We start from the raw sequence: 20,656 nt of genomic DNA, 5'->3' as shown, positions 1-20,656 counted from the left end.
TCATTATCAATGGAGAAAATTAATGCTATAATAGCCATCTGGATGTAGTTTTATACTACACCGGTGGTTATTTTTTTAGCTACAATACATATATTTCTAAATTACACATCAATGATGTGGAGAAAAGGAGACAGCAATGTTAAAACGTTTTTTTGCTTATTATCGTCCTTACAAAGGATTATTTGTGATCGATTTTGGCTGTGCGATTATTGCAGCTATTCTTGAATTAGCTTTTCCATTAGCAGTAAACCGCGTTATTGATGATTTACTTCCGGGTGGAGAATGGCGTGTCATTTTATGGGCATGTGTGGGATTACTAGGAATATTCGTCGTTAGTTCATTTCTTAATTATGTCGTAACTTATTGGGGACATAAGCTAGGAATCAATATTGAGACCGATATGCGCAAAAAGCTATTTGATCATGTACAGCGGTTACCATTTCGCTTTTTCGATAATGCGAAGACAGGGCATCTTGTATCTCGTATGACCAATGATCTGATGGATATTGGTGAGATTGCTCATCATGGACCCGAAGATTTATTTATCGCTGTGATGACACTTGTTGGTGCATTTGCTTTGATGGCTAGTATTAATATGGATCTAGCGATTTTGACCTTTGTAGTTGTGCCATTGATGATCTACTTATCACTCTTTTTTGGACGCAAAATGTCAGTCGCTTTCCGGCGTATGTTTGGAGATATCGCTGATTTTAATGCACGTGTCGAAAATAACGTTACTGGAATGCGTGTTGTACAAGCTTTTGCTAACGAAGATCATGAAATCAGTCAATTTGCGATCAACAATGGACGTTTTCGTCGTACCAAGCTTGTAGCGTATCGCATTATGGCGTGGAATTCGTCAATTAGCTATATTTTGATGAAATTCGTTTCTATTTTTGTACTTGTCTGTGGTACATGGTTTGTGATTGAAAAAGGGATGAGTTATGGTGACTTTATCGCTTTTGTACTGCTATCTAATGTATTTTTAGCGCCGATTAAGCAATTGAATTCGGTTATTGAAACGTATCCTAAAGGAATAGCAGGCTTCCGCCGTTTTGAAGAATTGCTCAATACCGATACAGAGATTCATGATCTACCGGATGCTCAAGAGGTAAGCGGGCTTAAAGGAAATATTGTGTACAACGATGTATCGTTTGGTTATGAAGGTAAAGATTATATTTTGAAAGGGATCAATCTTCATATTCGCGAAGGGGAAACAGTTGCTCTTGTAGGCCCTTCTGGTGCTGGTAAAACAACAATATGTAGCTTGTTACCACGTTTCTATGATATCGCTGAAGGTGAAGTGACGATAGATGGTATTGATATTCGCAAGATGACATTATCTTCATTACGCTCACAGATCGGTGTTGTACAACAAGAAGTCTTTTTATTCGATGGTACGATTCGTGAAAATATTGCTTACGGCAAACTGGGAGCAACCGAAGAAGAAATATGGACAGCCGCTCGTCAAGCACAGCTCGAAGAAGTGATTACTTCGTATGAAGAAGGAATGGATACAATTATCGGAGAACGTGGCGTGAAGCTATCCGGTGGACAGAAGCAACGGTTATCGATTGCTCGTATGTTCCTCAAAAATCCACCGATTTTGATTCTAGATGAAGCCACATCTGCGCTCGATACCGAGACAGAAGCAGCAATTCAGCAATCTCTAAATGAATTGTCGCAAGGTAGAACAACATTGATTATTGCGCATCGTCTGGCTACGATCAAAAATGCAGATCGTATTATCGTTGTTACCAAAGAAGGTATCGCTGAACAAGGCGCTCATGATGAACTCATTCAAGCTGGTGGTGCATACAGCCGTCTACATGCCGCTCAATTCGGTACGTAATCATTATATTCTTGATAAAAATATCATTTAATCTTTTCAATTTACTTCAAATCCAGTATTCTGCTAGAGAACATATTGTTCTTATAGGAGATACTGGATTTTTGAATAATAGGACGATTGTGACTAGCTAATTATCATAGAACAAAAACAATAATTGTTTTATCATACATGCAACAAAGGAGGATAAATGATGAATTCGAATATCTGTTTAAAACCACTCACTCTAGCGAATGCCGAGCAAGTTCTGCAACTACGGAATCGCAATCGAGATTATCTCAAAAAATACGAGCCTATTCGTCCGGAATCGTATTGGACACTTGAAGCTCAGCAAGAAATGCTAATTAATGGGGAACATAATTTTGAAGCAGGTCAAGGGTATGTATTTGGGATATTTGAATCGGTTAGTGAACAATTGGTAGGAAGAATCGAAATTAGTGGAGTGGCTCGTGGACCTTTTCAAAATGGAAATCTTGGCTATTTTGTAGATCAAGATCATCATGGAAAAGGATATGCTTCAGCAGCGGTTCAGCAATGTCTGCAATTTGCTTTTATTGAAGCACAGCTTCACCGGTTACAAGCAGGAGTGATGCCATGGAATACGCCATCATTACGTGTGTTAGAAAAGTCTGGATTTCGCCGTGAAGGTCTAGCTGAACGTTACTTACATATTAATGGTAATTGGGAAGATCATGTTCTATATGCGATTACGATAGAAGATTGGCAACGTTTTGCGATAAATTAAAAGCGAGATCTTTCGTACGATGTATAGAGCTAGTAGAATACATGACTTTAAAATCAATCTAAAAACCCCTTTGACTTCATGCTTATAAAAGCGCTGTGTCAAAGGGATTTTTATTTTAAATATATTTTATTTATAAAATAATGCTAATTCTGTTCTGTTATTCGATTGTGCCTAAACTACCCAGTTTGCCTGTTAACTCTATCGCATTGTATAACATGACTGCGGCTTCTGCGCGGGTAATCGGTTCATCGGGATAAAATTTGCCTTTTTGATCTAGCGTAGCGATCTCATTATGAATCACCTGTTCTACCATTTGTTGATCTATAGCAGATAGTGAGTGATGATCAGCTATTTGTGGATCAGCTTGGGTCGACGTTATATTATTACCACCGGATTCATTGATATCAGGATCGACTTGTTCGACAGCTTGCCAGAGTAAAGTAGCAAATTGACCGCGTGTCATTGCTGTCGTCACATCTACATCTGCTGGAAGATCCAGTCCATTATGATGAGCGACAATCATATCATGGCTATACCATGCGTCATTACTGATACGTGTATAGTAATCGCTTGCTTCTGGCTTTTTGATAAATCGCATATTATCGATATTGAGATCAAGCCCTTTCACAAGTGAGCTTACCCCTTGTGCAACATTTAATGAACGTTCTGGAGCATAAGTAGTTTCGGTCATCCCTGTCAAAATATGATATTCATCCAAATATTCAATCTTCTTTTTGTCTACTGTGTTATCCAGATCATCGAAAGCGGCAAAAGCTTGGTTACCTGAAGCTAGTAATAGAAAACTTGCAAGCCCTAATGTACATTTGCGAACCATCATCGAACTCACCCCACTTGGATAGATTAGAATAGATAAACTTTACAAAAGTTGGATTATCTACAGTGTAACTTACAGTTTCTTATAAATCTATATGAGGATTTGGATCGTGAACTTTGATTTTTTGTGCAGAAGGCGTTACCTTATATAGAGGAACTTTTTGTTCATAGTTAATAAATAACATATAAATAGAGTGGAGGAATCACATATGACTAACCCAAATGAACGCTTGCTTGTATTTGCAGGCTCTTATGCAGAATCAACAGATAACGGTGTGTATGTATACAGTTTTGATGAAGCAACAGGTGAACTGACTCAGACCGATGCTTTTATGGGACTCAAAAATCCTACATTTCTAAATATCGATGCTCCAGCAGGTCGATTGTATGCGATCGGGGAAGCTGCTTATTCTGATGGCACGAAGATTGGTGAAGCTTCGTCTTTTGCTATTGATCCGGCAAAAGGAAGTATCCATTTATTGAATCGTCTAAATACAGTAGGAGCTCCTACTTGTCATATTCAGCGTTCTGACGATAGTAAGTACTTAAGCGTAACCAGTTATCATGGAGGTATGGTAGGATTATTTGCTATCCGTGAAGATGGTCAAATTGGTGAATCGTTAGATGTACAACAACATGAGGGACATAGTGTACATCCGAATCAAGATCGTCCACATCCTCATTCTTCGTTCTATGATCCTACTGGAAAATATGTATTGGTTCAGGATTTAGGATTGGATCGTATTTATACGTATGCACTCGATCAAGAAGAAGGCAAATTAGAGCGAGTAGCAGAACAAGTGACTGCACCAGGCGCAGGCCCTCGTCATCTTGTATTCCATCCTAATGGAAAATATGCGTTTGTGATTAATGAATTAAATTCAACTGTAACAGCTTACCAATATGATGGTAGCAACGGTACATTAAGCGAAATTCATAGCATTTCTACATTGCCAGCTGATTATGATGGTGAAAATGGTTGTGCAGAAATTGCCATCTCCAAAGATGGTCGCTTTGTCTATGGATCTAACCGTGGTCATGACAGTATTGTGCAATATGAAGTTGACCAAGCAACAGGTCAATTAACTTTAGTACAACATGTATCTACAGAAGGTGGACATCCAAGACACTTCTCATTGACACCGAATGGTAATTATTTGCTTGCTGCGAATCGTGATGGCAATAATATTGTTACTTTCACTGTAGATGCTACAACAGGTAAATTAACATACACAGGTAAAAGTGTAGAAGTCTCCAAACCTGTATGTGTATGGTCTGTATACATGTAATAGAATGTAGTCTTTATTGAATATAAGTTCTATTCAAATTATCCTATCTGCAAATCAGAAAAATCGTGTCTTCTAGTTGCTGTAGAGCATTCTAGACAGACACGATTTTTTTGTTATGTATCGCATATGCTTTTGCAGAGAATAGGTATAATTCTGATAAGGAGGATGAAGAAATTGTTTCAATTTTTCGTAGAGAGGTAAAGTACAGTAACTACTATTAATTCTATACTTTCTATGATGTAGATATAGCCAAAGGAGAGATTAATGATGACTGAGCCAAGAAAAAACGATAAAATTGAAGAACAACAAGGCAAGCGTGATCATCCTGAACATTATCCAACTGAAAATGAAAGTCTGTTCGATCGTTTTGAATCCGAACAAAATGTAGACCCTATGCCTATGGAAGATTTAAATATGGAGAAAAAAGAAGAAAAAGATAAAGATGCGACTAAATCTTCGTCCTCTAGTGAAAATGCGTATCCTGAAGGTATGGCTAAAAAGCTAGAAGAGCAAGAAAAAGAAAAAAATAGTTAAGCGCTTGAGTGCGTTCGAATAGAGTAAGATCCTTAAGGCAACAGATCAGCTGCTGACAATAGAGTTGATCTTTTTTGCTACAGTTATTTCCGATAACACTTTAAATGAAGATATGTTTGTCTAAGAAAGGTGAAAAATATGGCATTTGGTATAGATCGATCACAATTAAACTATTGGAAGCAACAAGTAAGTGATGGACAAATCGCTTTTTTAACTCATTATTGGATCGATGATCGATTTCCCAATATGCGTACAGTGACCAAAGTAGGTTGTGCAGATATCGAAAAGTTGCAAAACTGGTGTAGAGAACACCAACTTAACCCTCGTTATATTCATTTTCGTGATCGTTATCCACATTTCGATTTATTTGGAGTAGAGCAATTGCGTATTTTAAAACAAGAAGGACTACAAGATCATATCGATCGATTTGGACTTGATTGAAAAAATACACCTTGTTTAACCCGCGATTTACACCACTACATTCGACAAAATAACAAAAAAATTTTAAAAGGTATTGAAATCGGTTACAAGCAGATATATAATAAGCGTGTAGAAACGTTTCGACAAAATGATATAAAACTCTACATGATGAATTTTATACAGAATCCATTAATAATTAGTGAATAAGCCGTATAAAATTAGCTTTTTTAGCTTAAAATCCATAAAAATCCATTTTTATAGCTCTTTGTTTATCATCTGGATAGAAAAGGGTAAATCATTTTTTTATGATTTTATCGAAACGTTTCGATTAGCTAATTAACACCAGGGGGGAAGTCAATGGGAGCAACGATCAAGGATGTAGCCGCTTTAGCGGGTGTCGCAGTATCGACTGCGTCCTATGCGCTAAATGGAATCGGAAGAGTTAGTCCTAAGACACGCGATAAAGTGATTGTTGCTGCTAAGCAGTTAAATTATCAGAAGAATGGGATTGCTTCTGATCTTAAGCGCTCCAAAACAAATACGATTGCTTTGTTGTTAAGTGATCTGTCTGGTCCGTACTATTCTAGATTGATCAAAGGCGTGCAAGAAGTCAGCCTCAACAATGGATATGACTTAATTGCTTGTAGCTCTATTGGTGGGGAATCATCAACAGCGGTCAAATTTATTAAAGAGAAAAGGGTAGATGGAGCTATTATCCTTGCTCATAATATTCCAGACCGTACGATTTTGGAATCGGCTCGTGAAGGATTTCCTATCGTAATGTTAGATCGAAGATTAGAGCATGAAAGTGTCTGTTATGTTGAAGCAGATAATGAAAAAGGTGGCATTTTAGCTACTGAACATCTAATCGAAGCCGGTCATCGCAAAATTGCTTATGTATCTGGGCCAGCAAGCAGTAAGCACAATAAAGATCGTTATAACGGTTTTGTACAAGCGATGAACAAACATGGATTGACGATTGAACCACGCTGGAATCTAATCGGCAACTTTACAGAAGAAGGCGGTTATCGCGCAGTCAAATTAATGATTGCACAAGGCGAGATTCCAGAGGCTGTATTTTTTGCAAATGATGAGATGGCATTAGGAGGAATAACTGCTTTGAATGAAGCTGGTATTGTTGTTCCTGATGATATATCCGTCATAGGCTTTGATGATATTGTACAAGCGCGGTTTTTGACACCGTCTTTAACGACAGTACGTCAGCCTGATTATGAAGTAGGGGCATTAGCTGTACATCTGATTTTTCAGATTTTAAAAGGAGAAACGGTTAGTCCACAGTATAAACTGGATACTGAATTAGTTTCTCGTGGTACTGTACGTTCTCCATAATGGATGTACCTTATCGTTTTTTTGAAAGCGATATCGAGCAGCAAGCATTTTCTATTATAACAACGAGGTGAATTTAATGACAAAAACATGGAAATCGGTTGTAGCTTGTATGTTGATCTTTTCTCTGATCTTGTCAGCATGTGGCAACAAAGAAGAAGCAGCTGCAACAACAGCGGATGGTAAGCGTGTTCTAAAAGTATGGGGAATGGGTGCGGAAGGTACTGCTCTTTCCAAAATCGTACCTGATTTTGAAAAAGCAAATCCTGATATCAAAGTCGAAGTACAAGCGATTCCTTGGGATAATGCCCATGATAAATTGCTAACAGCAGTCGCTTCCAAAAAAGGCCCTGATGTTGTGCAAATGGGATTGGGTTGGATTCCTGAATTTGCAGACGCTGGAGCTTTGCTAGATTTATCTTCTTATACAGACAAATATCCGAATCTGAAAGTCGATAACTTCTTCAAAGGCGCTCAACAAACAATGACATACAACGATCAACTTGTAGGCATTCCATGGTATATCGATACTCGCGTATTGTTCTATCGTGCAGATCTACTTAAAGAAGTAGGCTATAACGAACCACCTAAAACTTGGGCTGAATTGAAAGATGCAGCAACCAAACTGGCAGCTAGAGGAAATGGCAATTATGGTATTTTACTAGACAGCCAGGATCAAGTATTTACACTTCCATTCGCTTGGGAAAATGGTAGCGAAGTTATTAGTAGTGATAACAAAGCTCAATTTAACCAACCACCATATGTGGATGCTGTCAAATATTTGAGCAGTTTCTTTACAGAAAAATTAGCACCTTCGCAAGTAGACTTGAAACTTCTACCATCATTTGGTGAAGGTATTATCCCTATGTTTATTAGTGGCCCTTGGTCTGTACAACAGATCAAAGATGAATTGCCTGATCTAAAAGACGATCAATGGGGAACAGTTACGATCCCGGCTAAAGATGAAAGCGGTAAAAGTGCTTCGATCTTAGGTGGATCAAGTCTATCGGTATTTAGCAGTGCTACGAACAAAGATGATGGTGCTAAATTTATTTCGTATATGAACGAACCAGAAGTACAAGTGAAATGGTACGAATTGACAAAAGATTTGCCTTCTACTACTAAAGCATGGGAAGACAAATCACTTGCATCTAACAAAGATATCCAAACGTTCCGTACACAAATGGATACAGCACGTCCAGCACCATTTGTAAAACCGTGGGAAAGTATTGCAGATCTAATCAAAGCAGCTATGCAAGAAATCACAATCGGTGGTGCTGATGTTCAAGAACAAATGGATCAGGTGAACAGCCAGGCTGATGACTTGTTAGCCAACTAATCTAATGATATCCACAGGGCAGAGGTTCTGCCCGTTCAAGCTTTGCATGTTCGTGTAGTACCTTTGCCAAAGATTCATATGCCTTTACTAAACTAACGGGGTGAAATGGATGTTTAAAATGTGGAAATCAATGTTGGTATTGTTACTGATCAGTTCATTAGTATTAGCGGCTTGTGGAAATAAAGAAGAAGCAGGCGTACCTACAACATCAGATGGTAAACGTGTATTGAAAGTATGGGGTATGGGTGGAGAAGATAACGCTATTAGCACACTCATCCCGGCTTTTGAAAAAAAATATCCGGATATCAAAGTAGAAACGCAATTTATTCCATGGGATAACGCTCATGACAAATTGCTTACAGCAGTCGCTTCCAAAAAAGGCCCGGATGTTATCCAAATGGGTACGACATGGATTCCAGAATTTGCTGATGCTGGAGCATTGCTTGATCTGACTCCTTATACAGAAGAGTTTCCTAATCTCAAACCAGAAAACTTTTTCAAAGGTGCACAAGAAACGATGACGGTCAACGACCAATTAGTCGGTATTCCGTGGTACTTGGAGACTCGTGTATTGTTCTACCGCACAGATTTGTTGAAACAAGTAGGTTATAACGAAGCTCCGAAAAGTTGGGCTGAATTGAAAGATGCTGCAACCAAATTAACAGATAAAAGCAAAGGCAGATACGGTATTTTGTTAGATACTCAGGATGCAGCTTTCACTCTTCCGTACGCTTGGGAAAATGGGAGTGAAGTCATCAGCAGTGATAACAAAGCACAATTTAATCAACCTGCTTATATCGAAACGATTGAGTATTTGACCAGCTTCTTCAAAGAAGGTCTAACACCTAATCAAAGTGATATCAAATTGTTACCTTCATTTGGTCAAGGATTAATTCCAATGTTCGTCAGTGGTCCGTGGTCTGCGAACCAGATCAAAACCGATTTGCCGGATCTAAAAGCAGATCAATGGGCAACAGCTATTATTCCTCCAAAAGAAGAAGGTGGCAAAAGCGCTTCTATTCTTGGTGGTTCCAACTGGAGTGTATTCAGCAGTGCAACAAACAAAGACGATGCCGCTAAATTTATTGCTTTCATGAGTGATCCTGAAACACAAGTTGCTAAATATAAACACGATCAGGATCTACCTGCCAACATGAAAGCTTGGGATAACGAAGTATTTAACAATAAACCTATTGTTCAAACTTTCCGTGATCAATTAGACACAGCACGTCCTTCTCCATTTGTGAAATCATGGGAATCTATCGGTGACTTGATCAAAGCCGCTCTACAACAAATCACAATCGGTGGAGCAGATATCAAAGAACAGATGGAAGAAGTGAATACAGGAGCAGATAGTTTATTAGCTGAATAAGCTTCCGCAATAACAGCATCTATTTTATGTACATCAACTATCCTTCTCGCCAGATTCATACTCAGATATAACCAACTGATATGGATCTGGAAGAGAACGATAGCATATCAGAACGTCAAAACTTCTGTGAAGGAGGGAATCCAATATGCAAAACGCTTTGCAAAAATTAAACAAATATAAATATCCATATTTGTTTATAGCACCTACGCTAATTATTTTGTTTTTGTTTTCATTTATTCCTATCTTTATTGCTATTTTTATCAGTTTTACGAACATGAACTTATCGGGATTGGCGGACTTCTCAAATATCAAATTTAATGGATTTGATAACTTTGTTCGACTGTTCTCGGATGCAACATTCCAGAAGTCGATGTTTAATACGCTTATTTTTGTAGTAGTTGGTGTTCCTTCAGTTGTTATTATTTCTATGGCTATTGCGATTTTGATTAATCAAGGAACCAGTTGGATTTTCAAATCCTTCCGAGTGATTTACTATATGCCTTCGATCACCAATATCGTAGCAGTAGCTGTAATCTGGGGATATTTGTACAACTCACAATACGGTCTAATTAACCAGATGTTAGGCTTTATCGGGATTGATCCGGTGAGCTGGTTACAAGATCCGGTTATTGCTAAATTCTCATTGATCATTATGGCGGTCTGGAAAGCAATCGGTTTGAATATGATTATTTTCTTAGCAGCCTTGCAAGGGATTCCACGTACGTATTATGAAGCTGCTCAGATTGATGGAGCAAGCCGCTGGGCACAGTTGACTAAGATTACGGTTCCTTTACTAAGCTTTGCTACTTTTTTCGTATCGATTACAACACTAATCGGCTGGATTCAATTTTTTGAAGAGCCGCTTGTTATGACCAAAGGTGGTCCAATCAACAGTACGATGTCTATGGCATTGTTTATCTACAATACAGGGTTCCAACGCAATAACTTTGGTTATGCAGCAGCAGGCTCTATTGTTCTATTTGCCATCATTATTCTTGTAACTATGATCCAGTTTAAAGTACGTAAAAAAGACAGCGATGTAGAATACTAAGTTCTGTAGATCAATGTAAGCACAGAACAAAGTATGAAGGGAGGTTCCAAAATGGATATTCAAGTCAAACCGATGTATAAAACAGTCATTATTGCGCTTCTACTTATTGGTAGTATAGCGATGTGTATCCCTTTTGTATGGATGATTCTTGCATCCTTCAAACCAGAAAGTGAAGTAGTTGCATTAACGCCGAAGTTCTGGCCTCAACAAGCTACGATTGAGAACTATGTACGTCTATTTACAGAAATGAGATTTGCGACCTATTTGTGGAACACATTAGTTATCGTATTTTTCTCTTTTATCGGTCTATTTTTAAATGCGGCAGCAGGATATGCGTTTGCCAAATTTGAATTCCCGGGTCGTAATGTTCTGTACTATCTTGTACTAGGAACAATGATGATTCCTTCTCAAGTAACAATGATTCCAGTGTATCTATTGCTGAATCAAATGAATCTGACCAATACAATGGCAGGTATTGTTTTACCAGGTATGGTTAATGCGTTTGGTATTTTCTTATTCCGTCAATTTATGACGACCATTCCTGCTGACTTGATCGAAGCAGCACGATTGGATGGAGCGAGTGAGTTACGTACCTTTTTCCAATTGGTTATTCCAATTGCGAAGCCAATCTTTGCGGTACAAGGGATTTTGACTTTTATCGGCGGTTGGAACAGTTTCCTATGGCCGTTGATTATTGCTAATGATGAAAATCTATACACATTGTCTGTTGGATTATCATTGTTGAAAGGTCAATACGGTGGTGACTTTGCAATTCAGATGGCAGGTGCTTCATTCATGGTAGTACCAATCGTTATTCTGTTTATCTTTATGCAGCGTCATATTATCGAAGGATACACTATTTCAGGTATGAAGTAATTTCATACCTGAGTGCACAACACAGTCATGCAGTAGCACTAGAGACAAGTCGTTCTACGAGAACGTATTTTGGATAGAATATAAGTTTACTTTTTGGAGGGATATTGAATGTCAACGATACAAAATCAAACACAGCAAACAGGACTTTTCCAAAATGAATATGGTTATTTTACAGAAAATGGTCGTGAATATGTAATTACAAATCCACGTACACCACGTCCATGGAGTAATATTATCAGTAATGGTGATTATTCCTTTATGGTATCGCAAGCAGGTGGCGGTTGTTCATGGCGTGGAAATGCAGGTCAGAACCGGATCACTCGTCTTTTCCAAGATGTAATCAAAGATTCATGGGGTAAATTTATTTATCTACGTGATCGCAATTCAGGCAAATTCTGGTCAGCAGGCTGGAAACCGGTTATGGCTGAATATGAATTTTATGAAGTGCGTCATGGTATCGGTTATAGCGTATTTACGCAACAAGTGGATGGAATTCGCAGTGAATTGACTGTATTTGTAGCTCCAGATGCACCGCTTGAAATTATGCAATTGAAAGTAACCAATAACAGCACAACAGCACGCGAATTGGATGCAACGACTTATTTTGAATGGGCTCCAGGTTTTGCACCGGATGAACATCGTGAATTCCACAAAATCTTTATGAATTCTGAATATAAACAAGATCTGAACGCGATTCAGCTTGAAAAATACTTATGGAGCTTCCCGGATGAGAAAGGACGCAGTAACAATGTAAGCTGGCCTTACACAGCGTTCCATGCGGCAAGTGAAACACCATCTTCATTTGATGCAGACAAAGAATCATTTGTAGGTATGTATGGTGAAGAATCTCGTCCACAAGCGATGATTGACAAAGAATTAGCAGGAAATAGTGGACGCTTTGGAGATGCTACTGCTTCTCTACGTGTCGCTATTAATCTAGAAGCAGGAGCTTCACATACGGTTGTATTCACTATTGGTGCAGCAGAGCAAGAAAAAGAAGATGCAGATGCATTGATTCAGAAATACACTACTGTTGAAGCAGCAGAACGTACTCTTCAAGATGTACATGCATTCTGGAGTGAATTGATCGATGTGGAAGAAATTCATACACCTGATCCAGCGATGAATATTATGACGAACGTATGGTTGAAATATCAATCGATCTCTTGTCGTCTATGGGGTAAAACAGCATACTATCAAACAAGTGCAGGTTATGGATATCGTGACCAATTGCAAGATTCTCAAATCTTCTTAACAAGCAAACCAGAATTGATGCGCAAACAAATTCTTATGCATGCTTCCCAACAATTCCAAGAAGGCGATGTACTTCACTGGTGGTTCACAATTCGTGGTGGTGGTCCTCGTACTCGTTGTTCTGATGACTTGCTATGGCTTCCGTTCATCATGGACGCCTATCTGAAAGAAACACAAGATTACGATATCTTGGATGAAGTCACTCCATTCTTAGATGGTGGCGAAGCTACAGTGTATGAACATTGTAAATTAGCGATCGAGAAAACATTCTTACGCTTTAGCCCGCGCGGTGTTCCATTGATGGGTGAGCATGACTGGAATGATGGTCTAAGTGCGATCGGTTACGAGTGGAGAGGCGAAAGCTTCTGGGTAGGCGAGTTCTTGTACCTTATTCTAGGTAACTTTGCACCAGTAGCTGCCAAACGTGGCGATCAAGTCTTTGCAGATAAAATGATTGAAGTACAAGGTAGCTTAAAAGCAGCACTGAACAAATATGGTTGGGATGGCGAATGGTATCTACAAGCAACCAACGATGATGGATTAAAAGTCGGTTCAAAAGAAAACGAAGAAGGTCAAATTTTCTTGAATCCACAAATGTGGGCTGTTATTTCGGGAGTAGCTGATCAAGAACGTGGACAACAAGCAATGGATAGCGTAAGTAAACATCTACTACGTGATCATGGTGCATTGCTTCTATATCCTGCTTATACCAAAGTCCGTCGTGATATTGGTTATATTACACGCTATGCTCCAGGTCTACGTGAAAATGGTGGTGTCTACACGCATGCTGCTACATGGGCAGTATGGGCATATACATTGATCGGTCAACCAGAAAAAGCATACGAAGCATACAGCAAAATCTGTCCTCCGAACCGTTCTGATGATCCAAATGGTTATGTAGGCGAGCCGTATGTAACACCAGGTAACTCTGATGGCCCAATCTCACCTAACTATGGTCGTGGTGGTTGGACTTGGTATACAGGTTCTTCTCAATGGTTACAACGCATGGCAACAAACTGGATTCTAGGTGTGCGTGCTGAAAATGAAGGATTGTTAGTAGATCCAAGTATTCCGAAAGATTGGAAAGAGTTCACTTATCGTCGTGCATTCCGCGGAGCTACGTATAATCTACATGTAGATAATGCAGCAGGTGTGGCTCGTGGTATTAAAGAAATCAAAGTTGATGGTAAAGTGATTGAAGGCAATATCTTACCAGACTTCCGTGATGGCAAAGAGCACGAAGTGAAAGTAATTATGGGTTAATCTGTTTATTACTTCTGATCTGAATAGATCGCTGTAACATTATTCGATGTAACCTACTAACGAAATACTGAGCAAACTATAAATAGCTCTATCTATTCATCATGCTAACTTAGAACAAGTGGCAGTATTGGATAGATTAGAGCTATTTTATATTATTTGTTCACACTAGATCATTGAAATGAAGTGATTGGAAAGCGAGTGGTATCTTTGCGAAGCTGACTCCATGTATATCGTAATAACCATGCATCCCAGTTAGTGATTGTTATCGAACTGCCTACCCACATCAATGTTTTATCTGGGAATCCACCGGGTGGACGATCTTGTGGTTCATAAAAGTCAGGAAAACCAAAGCCATGACCAAGTTCATGTTCCATAATCTCATCTTGATCTGCTTTTAAAATGTTTAAAATATAATCATCAGCCATCCGTTGTCCCCAGTCTCCACCAGCACCTCCACCAAAGCTAGTTGTTGCCCATAGATACATATCGAATCGTTTATCTAAACCACCTGGATACATATATTGCGGTTCTTCAAAATGTTCAAAACGAGATAAGCTTGTAGGAGCAATTGGTAATTTAGATGGAATAGTAGGTACTGTTTTATTTAATTCGTCTATAATATAATCGGTATAAACTATTTCATTAGCTTGTTTATTTAAAATGAGTGCAGGATTTGTGCAAGCCCAGCCGACCACTTTGACTTTGATCGAAGAATAAGGCCAATTTTCATAACCTACCAATAAATCGTTCCAATGATTAACCTGTCGACTTAACATACTTTCGATTTGTTGGCGTTGTTTTAACGTTACACTTTTGTCAGATTGCCAGCGTACTACATAATTTAAAGTTCCTTTACCTGCAAAGATCTGATCAAAAATAAGATTTTTACGAAGCGTGGATCCTTCTTGAACCATCCGATTTTTCCAGACCCATTCAATCGAAGATTTGTAACGGTCAGGCATATTTTTTAATGTAGTCTTAACGATAGGGGCTGAATGAGTAACAGTCGGTTTCTTTTTGACTGGGGTAGCGTAAAGAGAATGGGGTGAACATGCAAATAGTGAAGCACAAACTGTAATAGAAGTAGATAAAAGTAAAGCTTTACTCCATACACTCATTTTATTGCCTCCTGCTAGAAAGATATAATTTAAAATGTGTATTGTACAAATAAAACATTCTACTTTATTATTATCGAAATTATTGTTTTAAATTTTAATCAAATATAAAATCTTGATATCGATTACTAAAGAGTATTCCGCAAAAATTCAAAGGATGATACAAAAGGAGAACAATAATGACCTGGTATATCAAAAGATTTGACGAATTAACATCGTTAGAAATGTATCGTATTTTACAAGAACGAACGGCTATCTTCGTTGTAGAGCAGAACTGTCCTTATCAAGAAGTCGATGGCAAAGATCTAGCTAGCTATCATTTATATAAAGAGGAAAATGGAGAGATTGTAGCCTACTCCAGACTTCTTCCAGCAGGTATTGCTTATACAGAAGCTTCGATCGGCAGAGTGATTGTTAAGCGTGAATATCGTGGTAAAGGATTAGCACAAGAATTATTTCGCAAAAGTATCGAATTTATTCAGCACGAATTAGAAGAAGATAAAATCAAAATTCAAGCACAACATTATCTGGAGAAGTTCTATAACAGTTATGGATTTGAACCGATCTCAGACGTATATTTGGAAGACGATATTCCTCATATTGATATGATGCGTATCACAACAACATAACTACCAATCACTCAAAAAGTGAACAAAAAAAGAAGGATATGTGAAGCAGTGGTGACACTTTTTCATCTATCCTTTTTGGCTTGAAATCAATCTTAGGAAGATTTGGGTAAAAATAGTAAGCATTTAAATTGGAAATTCATACCTATGTATTGTAGAATGGGAAGAGTAAAGAGTAATTTAGTACGAATGAGGGGGCATGCACTGCTCAGTATTCAACTAGAATATGCAGAATGATATATACAAAATGCGATATATCTATTCTCAAAATCTCTGTTTTCCTGTATTTGGATTAAAAATGGCCGTAAAAGGGCTAAAAAACCTGAATAACTCTTTATGTGCAGCGAGAGAAAACGTTTTCTTGAAAAAAAGACGTTTTACTCGTTCATAGTCTAATTTTAGGCTATTTTGTGATCTATCATATAGAGGTATAATTAAATATGTTGCAATTCCGTCACAAATATATTCACAAAAAATTCAAGACGGAGGGAATCCTCGATGACTATCGACGAATCAAACCAACCATGGCTGTGGGAATCGTATTACGGACCCAATTTGGGGTATGTACAAGAACAATATGAACTGTACAAACAAGATCCGAATTCTGTAGATGAAGGATACCGTGAACTTTTTGAACGTTATGGAGAGCCTGTTGCTCCTGTTACCGTATCATCTGGTCAATCAGTGGTAAGTAGTACAGAAACACCAGCTAAAGTAGACACTAATCTGTTGAAGAAAGCGGTTGCAGCCGAACGTTTAGTATGGAATATCCGTACATACGGGCATCTGGCAGCGGATATTGATCCGCTTGGACTAAGTACAGCGACTGATGTTCGCTTACTCGATCCAGAGCAATACGGACTGGGACAACGTGACCTCGCACAACTACCAGCATCTTTGATCTGGGAAAATGCACCTCCAGAAGCAAAAGACGGATGGGAAGCTATCCAAATTTTGCGTAAGAAATATACAGGTCCACTGGCTTATGAATTTGCACATGTACATGATGAAAAAGAACGGAACTGGCTTAACCGTCAGGTAGAAACAGGTTCATCTACACTTTCATTAGATGATGAAGAACGTATTGAGTTATTCAAACGTCTAGTAGAAGTAGAGCAATTTGAAGAATTTTTGCATCGTACATTTATTGGGCAAAAACGCTTTTCTATTGAAGGTAACGATGTCCTTGTACCGATGTTAGATTCAATTGTACGTATTGCTGCACGTAGTGGAGCAAGACACGTACTTATGGGAATGGCGCATCGTGGTCGTCTGAATGTACTGGCTCATGTTCTTGGTAAGCCATACAGTAAGATCTTCTCCGAGTTCCATCATTCACCGAACAAAGATACAATGCCTTCTGAAGGCTCGATGGGTGTTACTTTTGGTTGGACAGGTGATGTGAAGTACCATTTAGGTGCACACCGTTCTGTAACTCCAGAAGGACAAAGCTTTGAAACCCGTCTGACACTGGCAAATAATCCAAGTCACTTGGAATATGTTAATCCGGTGGTTGAAGGATTTACACGTGCTGCACAGGATGATCGTACAGACAAAGGTTATCCACGCCAGGATCCTGACAAAGCAGCAGCAATCATCATGCATGGTGATGCCGCATTTGCAGGTGAAGGTATTGTTGCAGAGACGCTTAACTTTAATCAGTTAACAGGTTACCAAAATGGCGGTACAATTCATATTATTGTTAATAACCGTCTAGGCTTCACAACAGACAGCGGAGATTCACGTTCTACTCATTATGCAAGTGACCTTGCTAAAGGATATGAAATTCCTATTATCCATGTGAACGCAGATGATCCAGAAGCTTGTCTACGTGCTGTAGCAATGGCGACTGAATATCGTAATCTATTTAAAAAAGATTTCTTGATTGATCTTATTGGATATCGTCGTTATGGTCATAATGAAACGGACGATCCTGAGACAACTCAACCTATCATGTATAGCAAAGTGAAAAATCACCTTCGTGTGGCTTCACTTTACGGTAACAAACTGGCACAACAAGGCGTAGTTGATGACAAACGTTATGAACAGTTTAAAACAGAAATCCAAGATCATCTCAAATCGATCTACGAAGAAGTGAAAACAGATCATACGGAAGATTCAAATGCACCGGTAAATCGTCTCGATACAGATAGCAAAGCACCTGAAGCTTCTACAGGAGTCTCTGCAAGTCTGTTACAGACAATTAACGAAGGATTGCTGAAATGGCCGGAGAACTTTAATGTGTATCCTAAATTACAGCGTATTCTAGAACGCCGTGCGACTGCACTGAACGCTGAAGGTAAAGTCGATTGGGGACATGCTGAAACACTGGCATTTGCTTCGATCTTAGCAGATGGCAAGCCTATTCGTATTACCGGACAAGATGTAGAACGTGCTACATTTGCTCATCGTAATCTGGTATTGCATGATGCTCAGACAGGTGAACCTTTCTGCCCATTACATCGTTTACCAGAAGCGAAAGCATCATTTGCTATTCATAATAGTCCATTGTCTGAAGCTTCAGTACTTGGATTTGAATATGGATACAATGTATATGCACCGGAGACATTAGTGATCTGGGAAGCACAATATGGCGATTTCACCAATGCAGCGCAAGTTATTATTGACCAGTTCATCTCGGCTGGGCGTAGTAAATGGACACAAAAATCCAGTCTTGTGATGTTGTTGCCACATGGTCATGAAGGTATGGGTCCTGAGCATTCCAGTGCTCGTCCAGAACGCTTCTTACAATTGGCAGCAGAAGATAACTTTACAGTGGCTAATTTGACTTCTGCATCACAATACTTCCATCTACTTCGCCGTCAGGCACGTAGTACTCAGGAAGAAACTGTGCGTCCATTAGTCGTTATGGCACCGAAAAGTTTGATTCGTAATCCACGTGTGGCTTCCTCACCTGAGGAATTCAACGAAGGAACATTCCAACCGATACTGCAACAAAAAGGGTTGGGCGATAAAAAGAATGCTGTAGAACGCGTGATTCTTTGTACGGGTAAAGTAGCCATCGATCTAGAAGAAGCTTTGGATAAAAACAAAGAAGAAGACTACTCTTGGTTACATGTGATTCGTGTAGAACAACTGTATCCATTCCCGAAAGAAGAGATCAATGCAGTCCTTGCAGAATTCACTAACTTACAAGAAATTATCTGGCTACAAGAAGAACCGCAAAACATGGGATACTGGAGATATACCGATGCACGCTTGCGCGATCTAGCACAAGAAGGTGTAGCTGTAAGTTATATCGGTCGTCCAGAACGTTCTAGCCCTGCTAGTGGTTATCAACATATTCACGCCATCGAACAACAACGTATACTAGGATTAGCACTCAAACAAAATTCTTTACAGAACAACATATCCCTGGGAGGTAGTCGGCTGTGAGTGAAATTAAAGTACCCGAAATGGGCGAGTCTATAACCGAAGGAACGGTATCAAAATGGGTTGTGAAAGAAGGAGACACTGTCAGTCAAGGTGATGTATTACTTGAACTTGAGACAGATAAAGTCAACTTGGAGATCAGTGCTGAAGAAGACGGAGTTGTAGAGTCAATCACCAAGCAAGAAGGTGAAACGGTACAAGTCGGTGAATCTGTAGGTGTGATCGGTGCTGGAAGTGGAAGTAGCAAACCTGCTGCTTCTGAATCCAAACCAGCTCCAGAATCCAAGCCTGAAAGCAAATCAGATGATGTGGTCACAATCAACTATCCGGCTAAAGGTTCTGAACCAGTTGCTGAAAAAACAACAGATAAATCCACTAACGCTGTAACGAGCAAACCAGATAATGGAGATGCTATCGGTACACCGGCTGCTCGCAAGTTAGCTCGTGAGCGTGGAATCGATCTAGGATCTGTACAAAGCAATGATCCGATCGGCAGAGTGAATCCAGACGATGTACGCAAACATGGTGACAAACCAGCACCAGCGAAGTCTGAAAGTGCTCCTGCTAAAAAACCTGTTGAAAATAACCCTGCTAAGCCAGCAGATCGTCAACCGATGTCACGTCGTCGTCGTACGATTGCTAATCGTTTGGTAGAAGCTCAACACAATGCTGCAATGTTAACAACATTTAATGAAGTGGATATGACAGCGATCTTAGACGTTCGTAAACGTCGTAAAGATGCTTTTAAAGAAAAATATGATGTAGGTTTAGGATTTATGTCTTTCTTCACCAAAGCAGTTGTAGGGGCGCTTAAAAAATTCCCTATGGTCAACGCTGAGATCGATGGCGATGATGTAATTGTGAAGAAATTCTATGATATCGGTATTGCGGTATCCGCTAAAGAAGGTCTTGTGGTTCCTGTTGTTCGTGATGCAGACCGTCTAGGTTTTGCACAAATCGAAAAAGAGATCGCCACACTAGCTTCCAAAGCACGTTCTAACACCTTAGGATTGTCTGAGCTGCAAGGCGGTACATTTACAATCACTAATGGTGGTGTATTTGGTTCCTTGCTATCCACGCCGATCTTGAACGCACCGCAAGTAGCGATTCTGGGTATGCACAAAATCCAGCTTCGTCCGGTAGCGATTGATGCAGAACGTATGGAAAATCGTCCGATGATGTATATTGCATTGTCTTACGATCACCGTATTATTGATGGTAGCGAAGCAGTAAGCTTCCTTGTAAAAGTAAAAGAATTGCTTGAAGATCCAGAAACATTGTTGATCGAAGGCTAATTTATAAGTAAATCAAAGGAGCTTCCAGAAGGTTGGAAGCTCCTTTTTGATGTT

The 20,656-nt window shown here is 39.2% G+C and carries 16 protein-coding genes; 14 read left to right on the top strand and 2 right to left on the bottom strand.

Annotation, left to right across the window (positions count from 1 at the left end):
* Positions 1-136 precede the first annotated feature (136 nt).
* Both PQ460_RS14475 and PQ460_RS14470 read left to right on the top strand, forming a co-directional pair.
* Complete coding sequence (locus PQ460_RS14475) at positions 137-1,852, top strand: ABC transporter ATP-binding protein (RefSeq protein WP_273615853.1); 1,716 nt, start codon at positions 137-139, stop codon at positions 1,850-1,852.
* 190 nt (positions 1,853-2,042) lie between these two features.
* Positions 2,043-2,594, top strand: a complete 552-nt coding sequence (locus tag PQ460_RS14470) for a GNAT family N-acetyltransferase (protein ID WP_337993925.1) — start codon at positions 2,043-2,045, stop codon at positions 2,592-2,594.
* 157 nt (positions 2,595-2,751) lie between these two features.
* Here PQ460_RS14470 and PQ460_RS14465 read toward each other — a convergent pair whose 3' ends face one another.
* Positions 2,752-3,432 (bottom strand): S-layer homology domain-containing protein, encoded by a 681-nt coding sequence (locus PQ460_RS14465; protein WP_274170266.1) that lies wholly within the window; start codon positions 3,430-3,432, stop codon positions 2,752-2,754.
* 205 nt (positions 3,433-3,637) lie between these two features.
* Here PQ460_RS14465 and PQ460_RS14460 point away from each other — a divergent pair, with 205 nt between their 5' ends.
* The 9 genes from PQ460_RS14460 (at position 3,638) to PQ460_RS14420 (ending at position 14,173) form a co-directional block, all read left to right on the top strand.
* Entirely contained in the window at positions 3,638-4,717 is a 1,080-nt protein-coding gene (locus PQ460_RS14460) for a lactonase family protein (protein ID WP_273615858.1), read from the top strand.
* 267 nt (positions 4,718-4,984) lie between these two features.
* Positions 4,985-5,251, top strand: coding sequence for a hypothetical protein (locus PQ460_RS14455; protein ID WP_273615859.1), 267 nt, complete (start codon positions 4,985-4,987; stop codon positions 5,249-5,251).
* Positions 5,252-5,389: 138 nt separating this feature from the next.
* Positions 5,390-5,692 (top strand): hypothetical protein, encoded by a 303-nt coding sequence (locus tag PQ460_RS14450; RefSeq protein ID WP_274170265.1) that lies wholly within the window; start codon positions 5,390-5,392, stop codon positions 5,690-5,692.
* Between the two features lie 336 nt (positions 5,693-6,028).
* A complete protein-coding gene (locus PQ460_RS14445; RefSeq protein ID WP_273615861.1) occupies positions 6,029-7,021 on the top strand; it encodes a LacI family DNA-binding transcriptional regulator in 993 nt (330 codons plus the stop codon).
* 76 nt (positions 7,022-7,097) lie between these two features.
* Positions 7,098-8,357 (top strand): sugar ABC transporter substrate-binding protein, encoded by a 1,260-nt coding sequence (locus tag PQ460_RS14440; protein ID WP_273615862.1) that lies wholly within the window; start codon positions 7,098-7,100, stop codon positions 8,355-8,357.
* Positions 8,358-8,475: 118 nt separating this feature from the next.
* Positions 8,476-9,729, top strand: a complete 1,254-nt coding sequence (locus PQ460_RS14435; protein WP_274170264.1) for a sugar ABC transporter substrate-binding protein — start codon at positions 8,476-8,478, stop codon at positions 9,727-9,729.
* A gap of 145 nt (positions 9,730-9,874) precedes the next feature.
* Positions 9,875-10,780: a carbohydrate ABC transporter permease gene (locus PQ460_RS14430; protein ID WP_274170263.1), complete on the top strand. Its 906-nt coding sequence runs from the start codon at positions 9,875-9,877 to the stop codon at positions 10,778-10,780.
* Positions 10,781-10,831: 51 nt separating this feature from the next.
* Entirely contained in the window at positions 10,832-11,656 is an 825-nt protein-coding gene (locus PQ460_RS14425) for a carbohydrate ABC transporter permease (protein ID WP_273615865.1), read from the top strand.
* A 108-nt stretch (positions 11,657-11,764) separates the two neighbouring features.
* A complete protein-coding gene (locus PQ460_RS14420; protein ID WP_273615866.1) occupies positions 11,765-14,173 on the top strand; it encodes a glycoside hydrolase family 94 protein in 2,409 nt (802 codons plus the stop codon).
* A 170-nt stretch (positions 14,174-14,343) separates the two neighbouring features.
* On the opposite strand, the gene PQ460_RS14415 is transcribed toward PQ460_RS14420, so the two are convergent.
* A complete protein-coding gene (locus PQ460_RS14415) occupies positions 14,344-15,291 on the bottom strand; it encodes a metallopeptidase domain-containing protein (RefSeq protein ID WP_274170262.1) in 948 nt (315 codons plus the stop codon).
* Between the two features lie 176 nt (positions 15,292-15,467).
* Between PQ460_RS14415 and PQ460_RS14410 the strand changes: the two genes are divergently transcribed.
* From PQ460_RS14410 to odhB, 3 genes are all read left to right on the top strand, one after another.
* Positions 15,468-15,917 (top strand): GNAT family N-acetyltransferase, encoded by a 450-nt coding sequence (locus PQ460_RS14410; RefSeq protein ID WP_274170261.1) that lies wholly within the window; start codon positions 15,468-15,470, stop codon positions 15,915-15,917.
* Between the two features lie 495 nt (positions 15,918-16,412).
* Entirely contained in the window at positions 16,413-19,310 is a 2,898-nt protein-coding gene (locus PQ460_RS14405; protein WP_274170260.1) for a 2-oxoglutarate dehydrogenase E1 component, read from the top strand.
* The gene (odhB, locus tag PQ460_RS14400; protein ID WP_274170259.1) at positions 19,307-20,602 is read left to right on the top strand and encodes a 2-oxoglutarate dehydrogenase complex dihydrolipoyllysine-residue succinyltransferase; all 1,296 of its coding nucleotides are present in this window, start codon (positions 19,307-19,309) and stop codon (positions 20,600-20,602) included. The genes PQ460_RS14405 and odhB overlap by 4 nt, the downstream gene beginning before the upstream one ends.
* Positions 20,603-20,656 lie beyond the last annotated feature (54 nt).

Source organism: Paenibacillus sp. KACC 21273, assembly GCF_028736095.1.
GTDB classification, from domain to species: Bacteria; Bacillota; Bacilli; order Paenibacillales; family Paenibacillaceae; genus Saccharibacillus; species Saccharibacillus kyungheensis.
The sequence above is the reverse complement of the archived record's forward strand: the minus strand, read 5'-3'. Positions and strand labels throughout refer to the sequence as shown.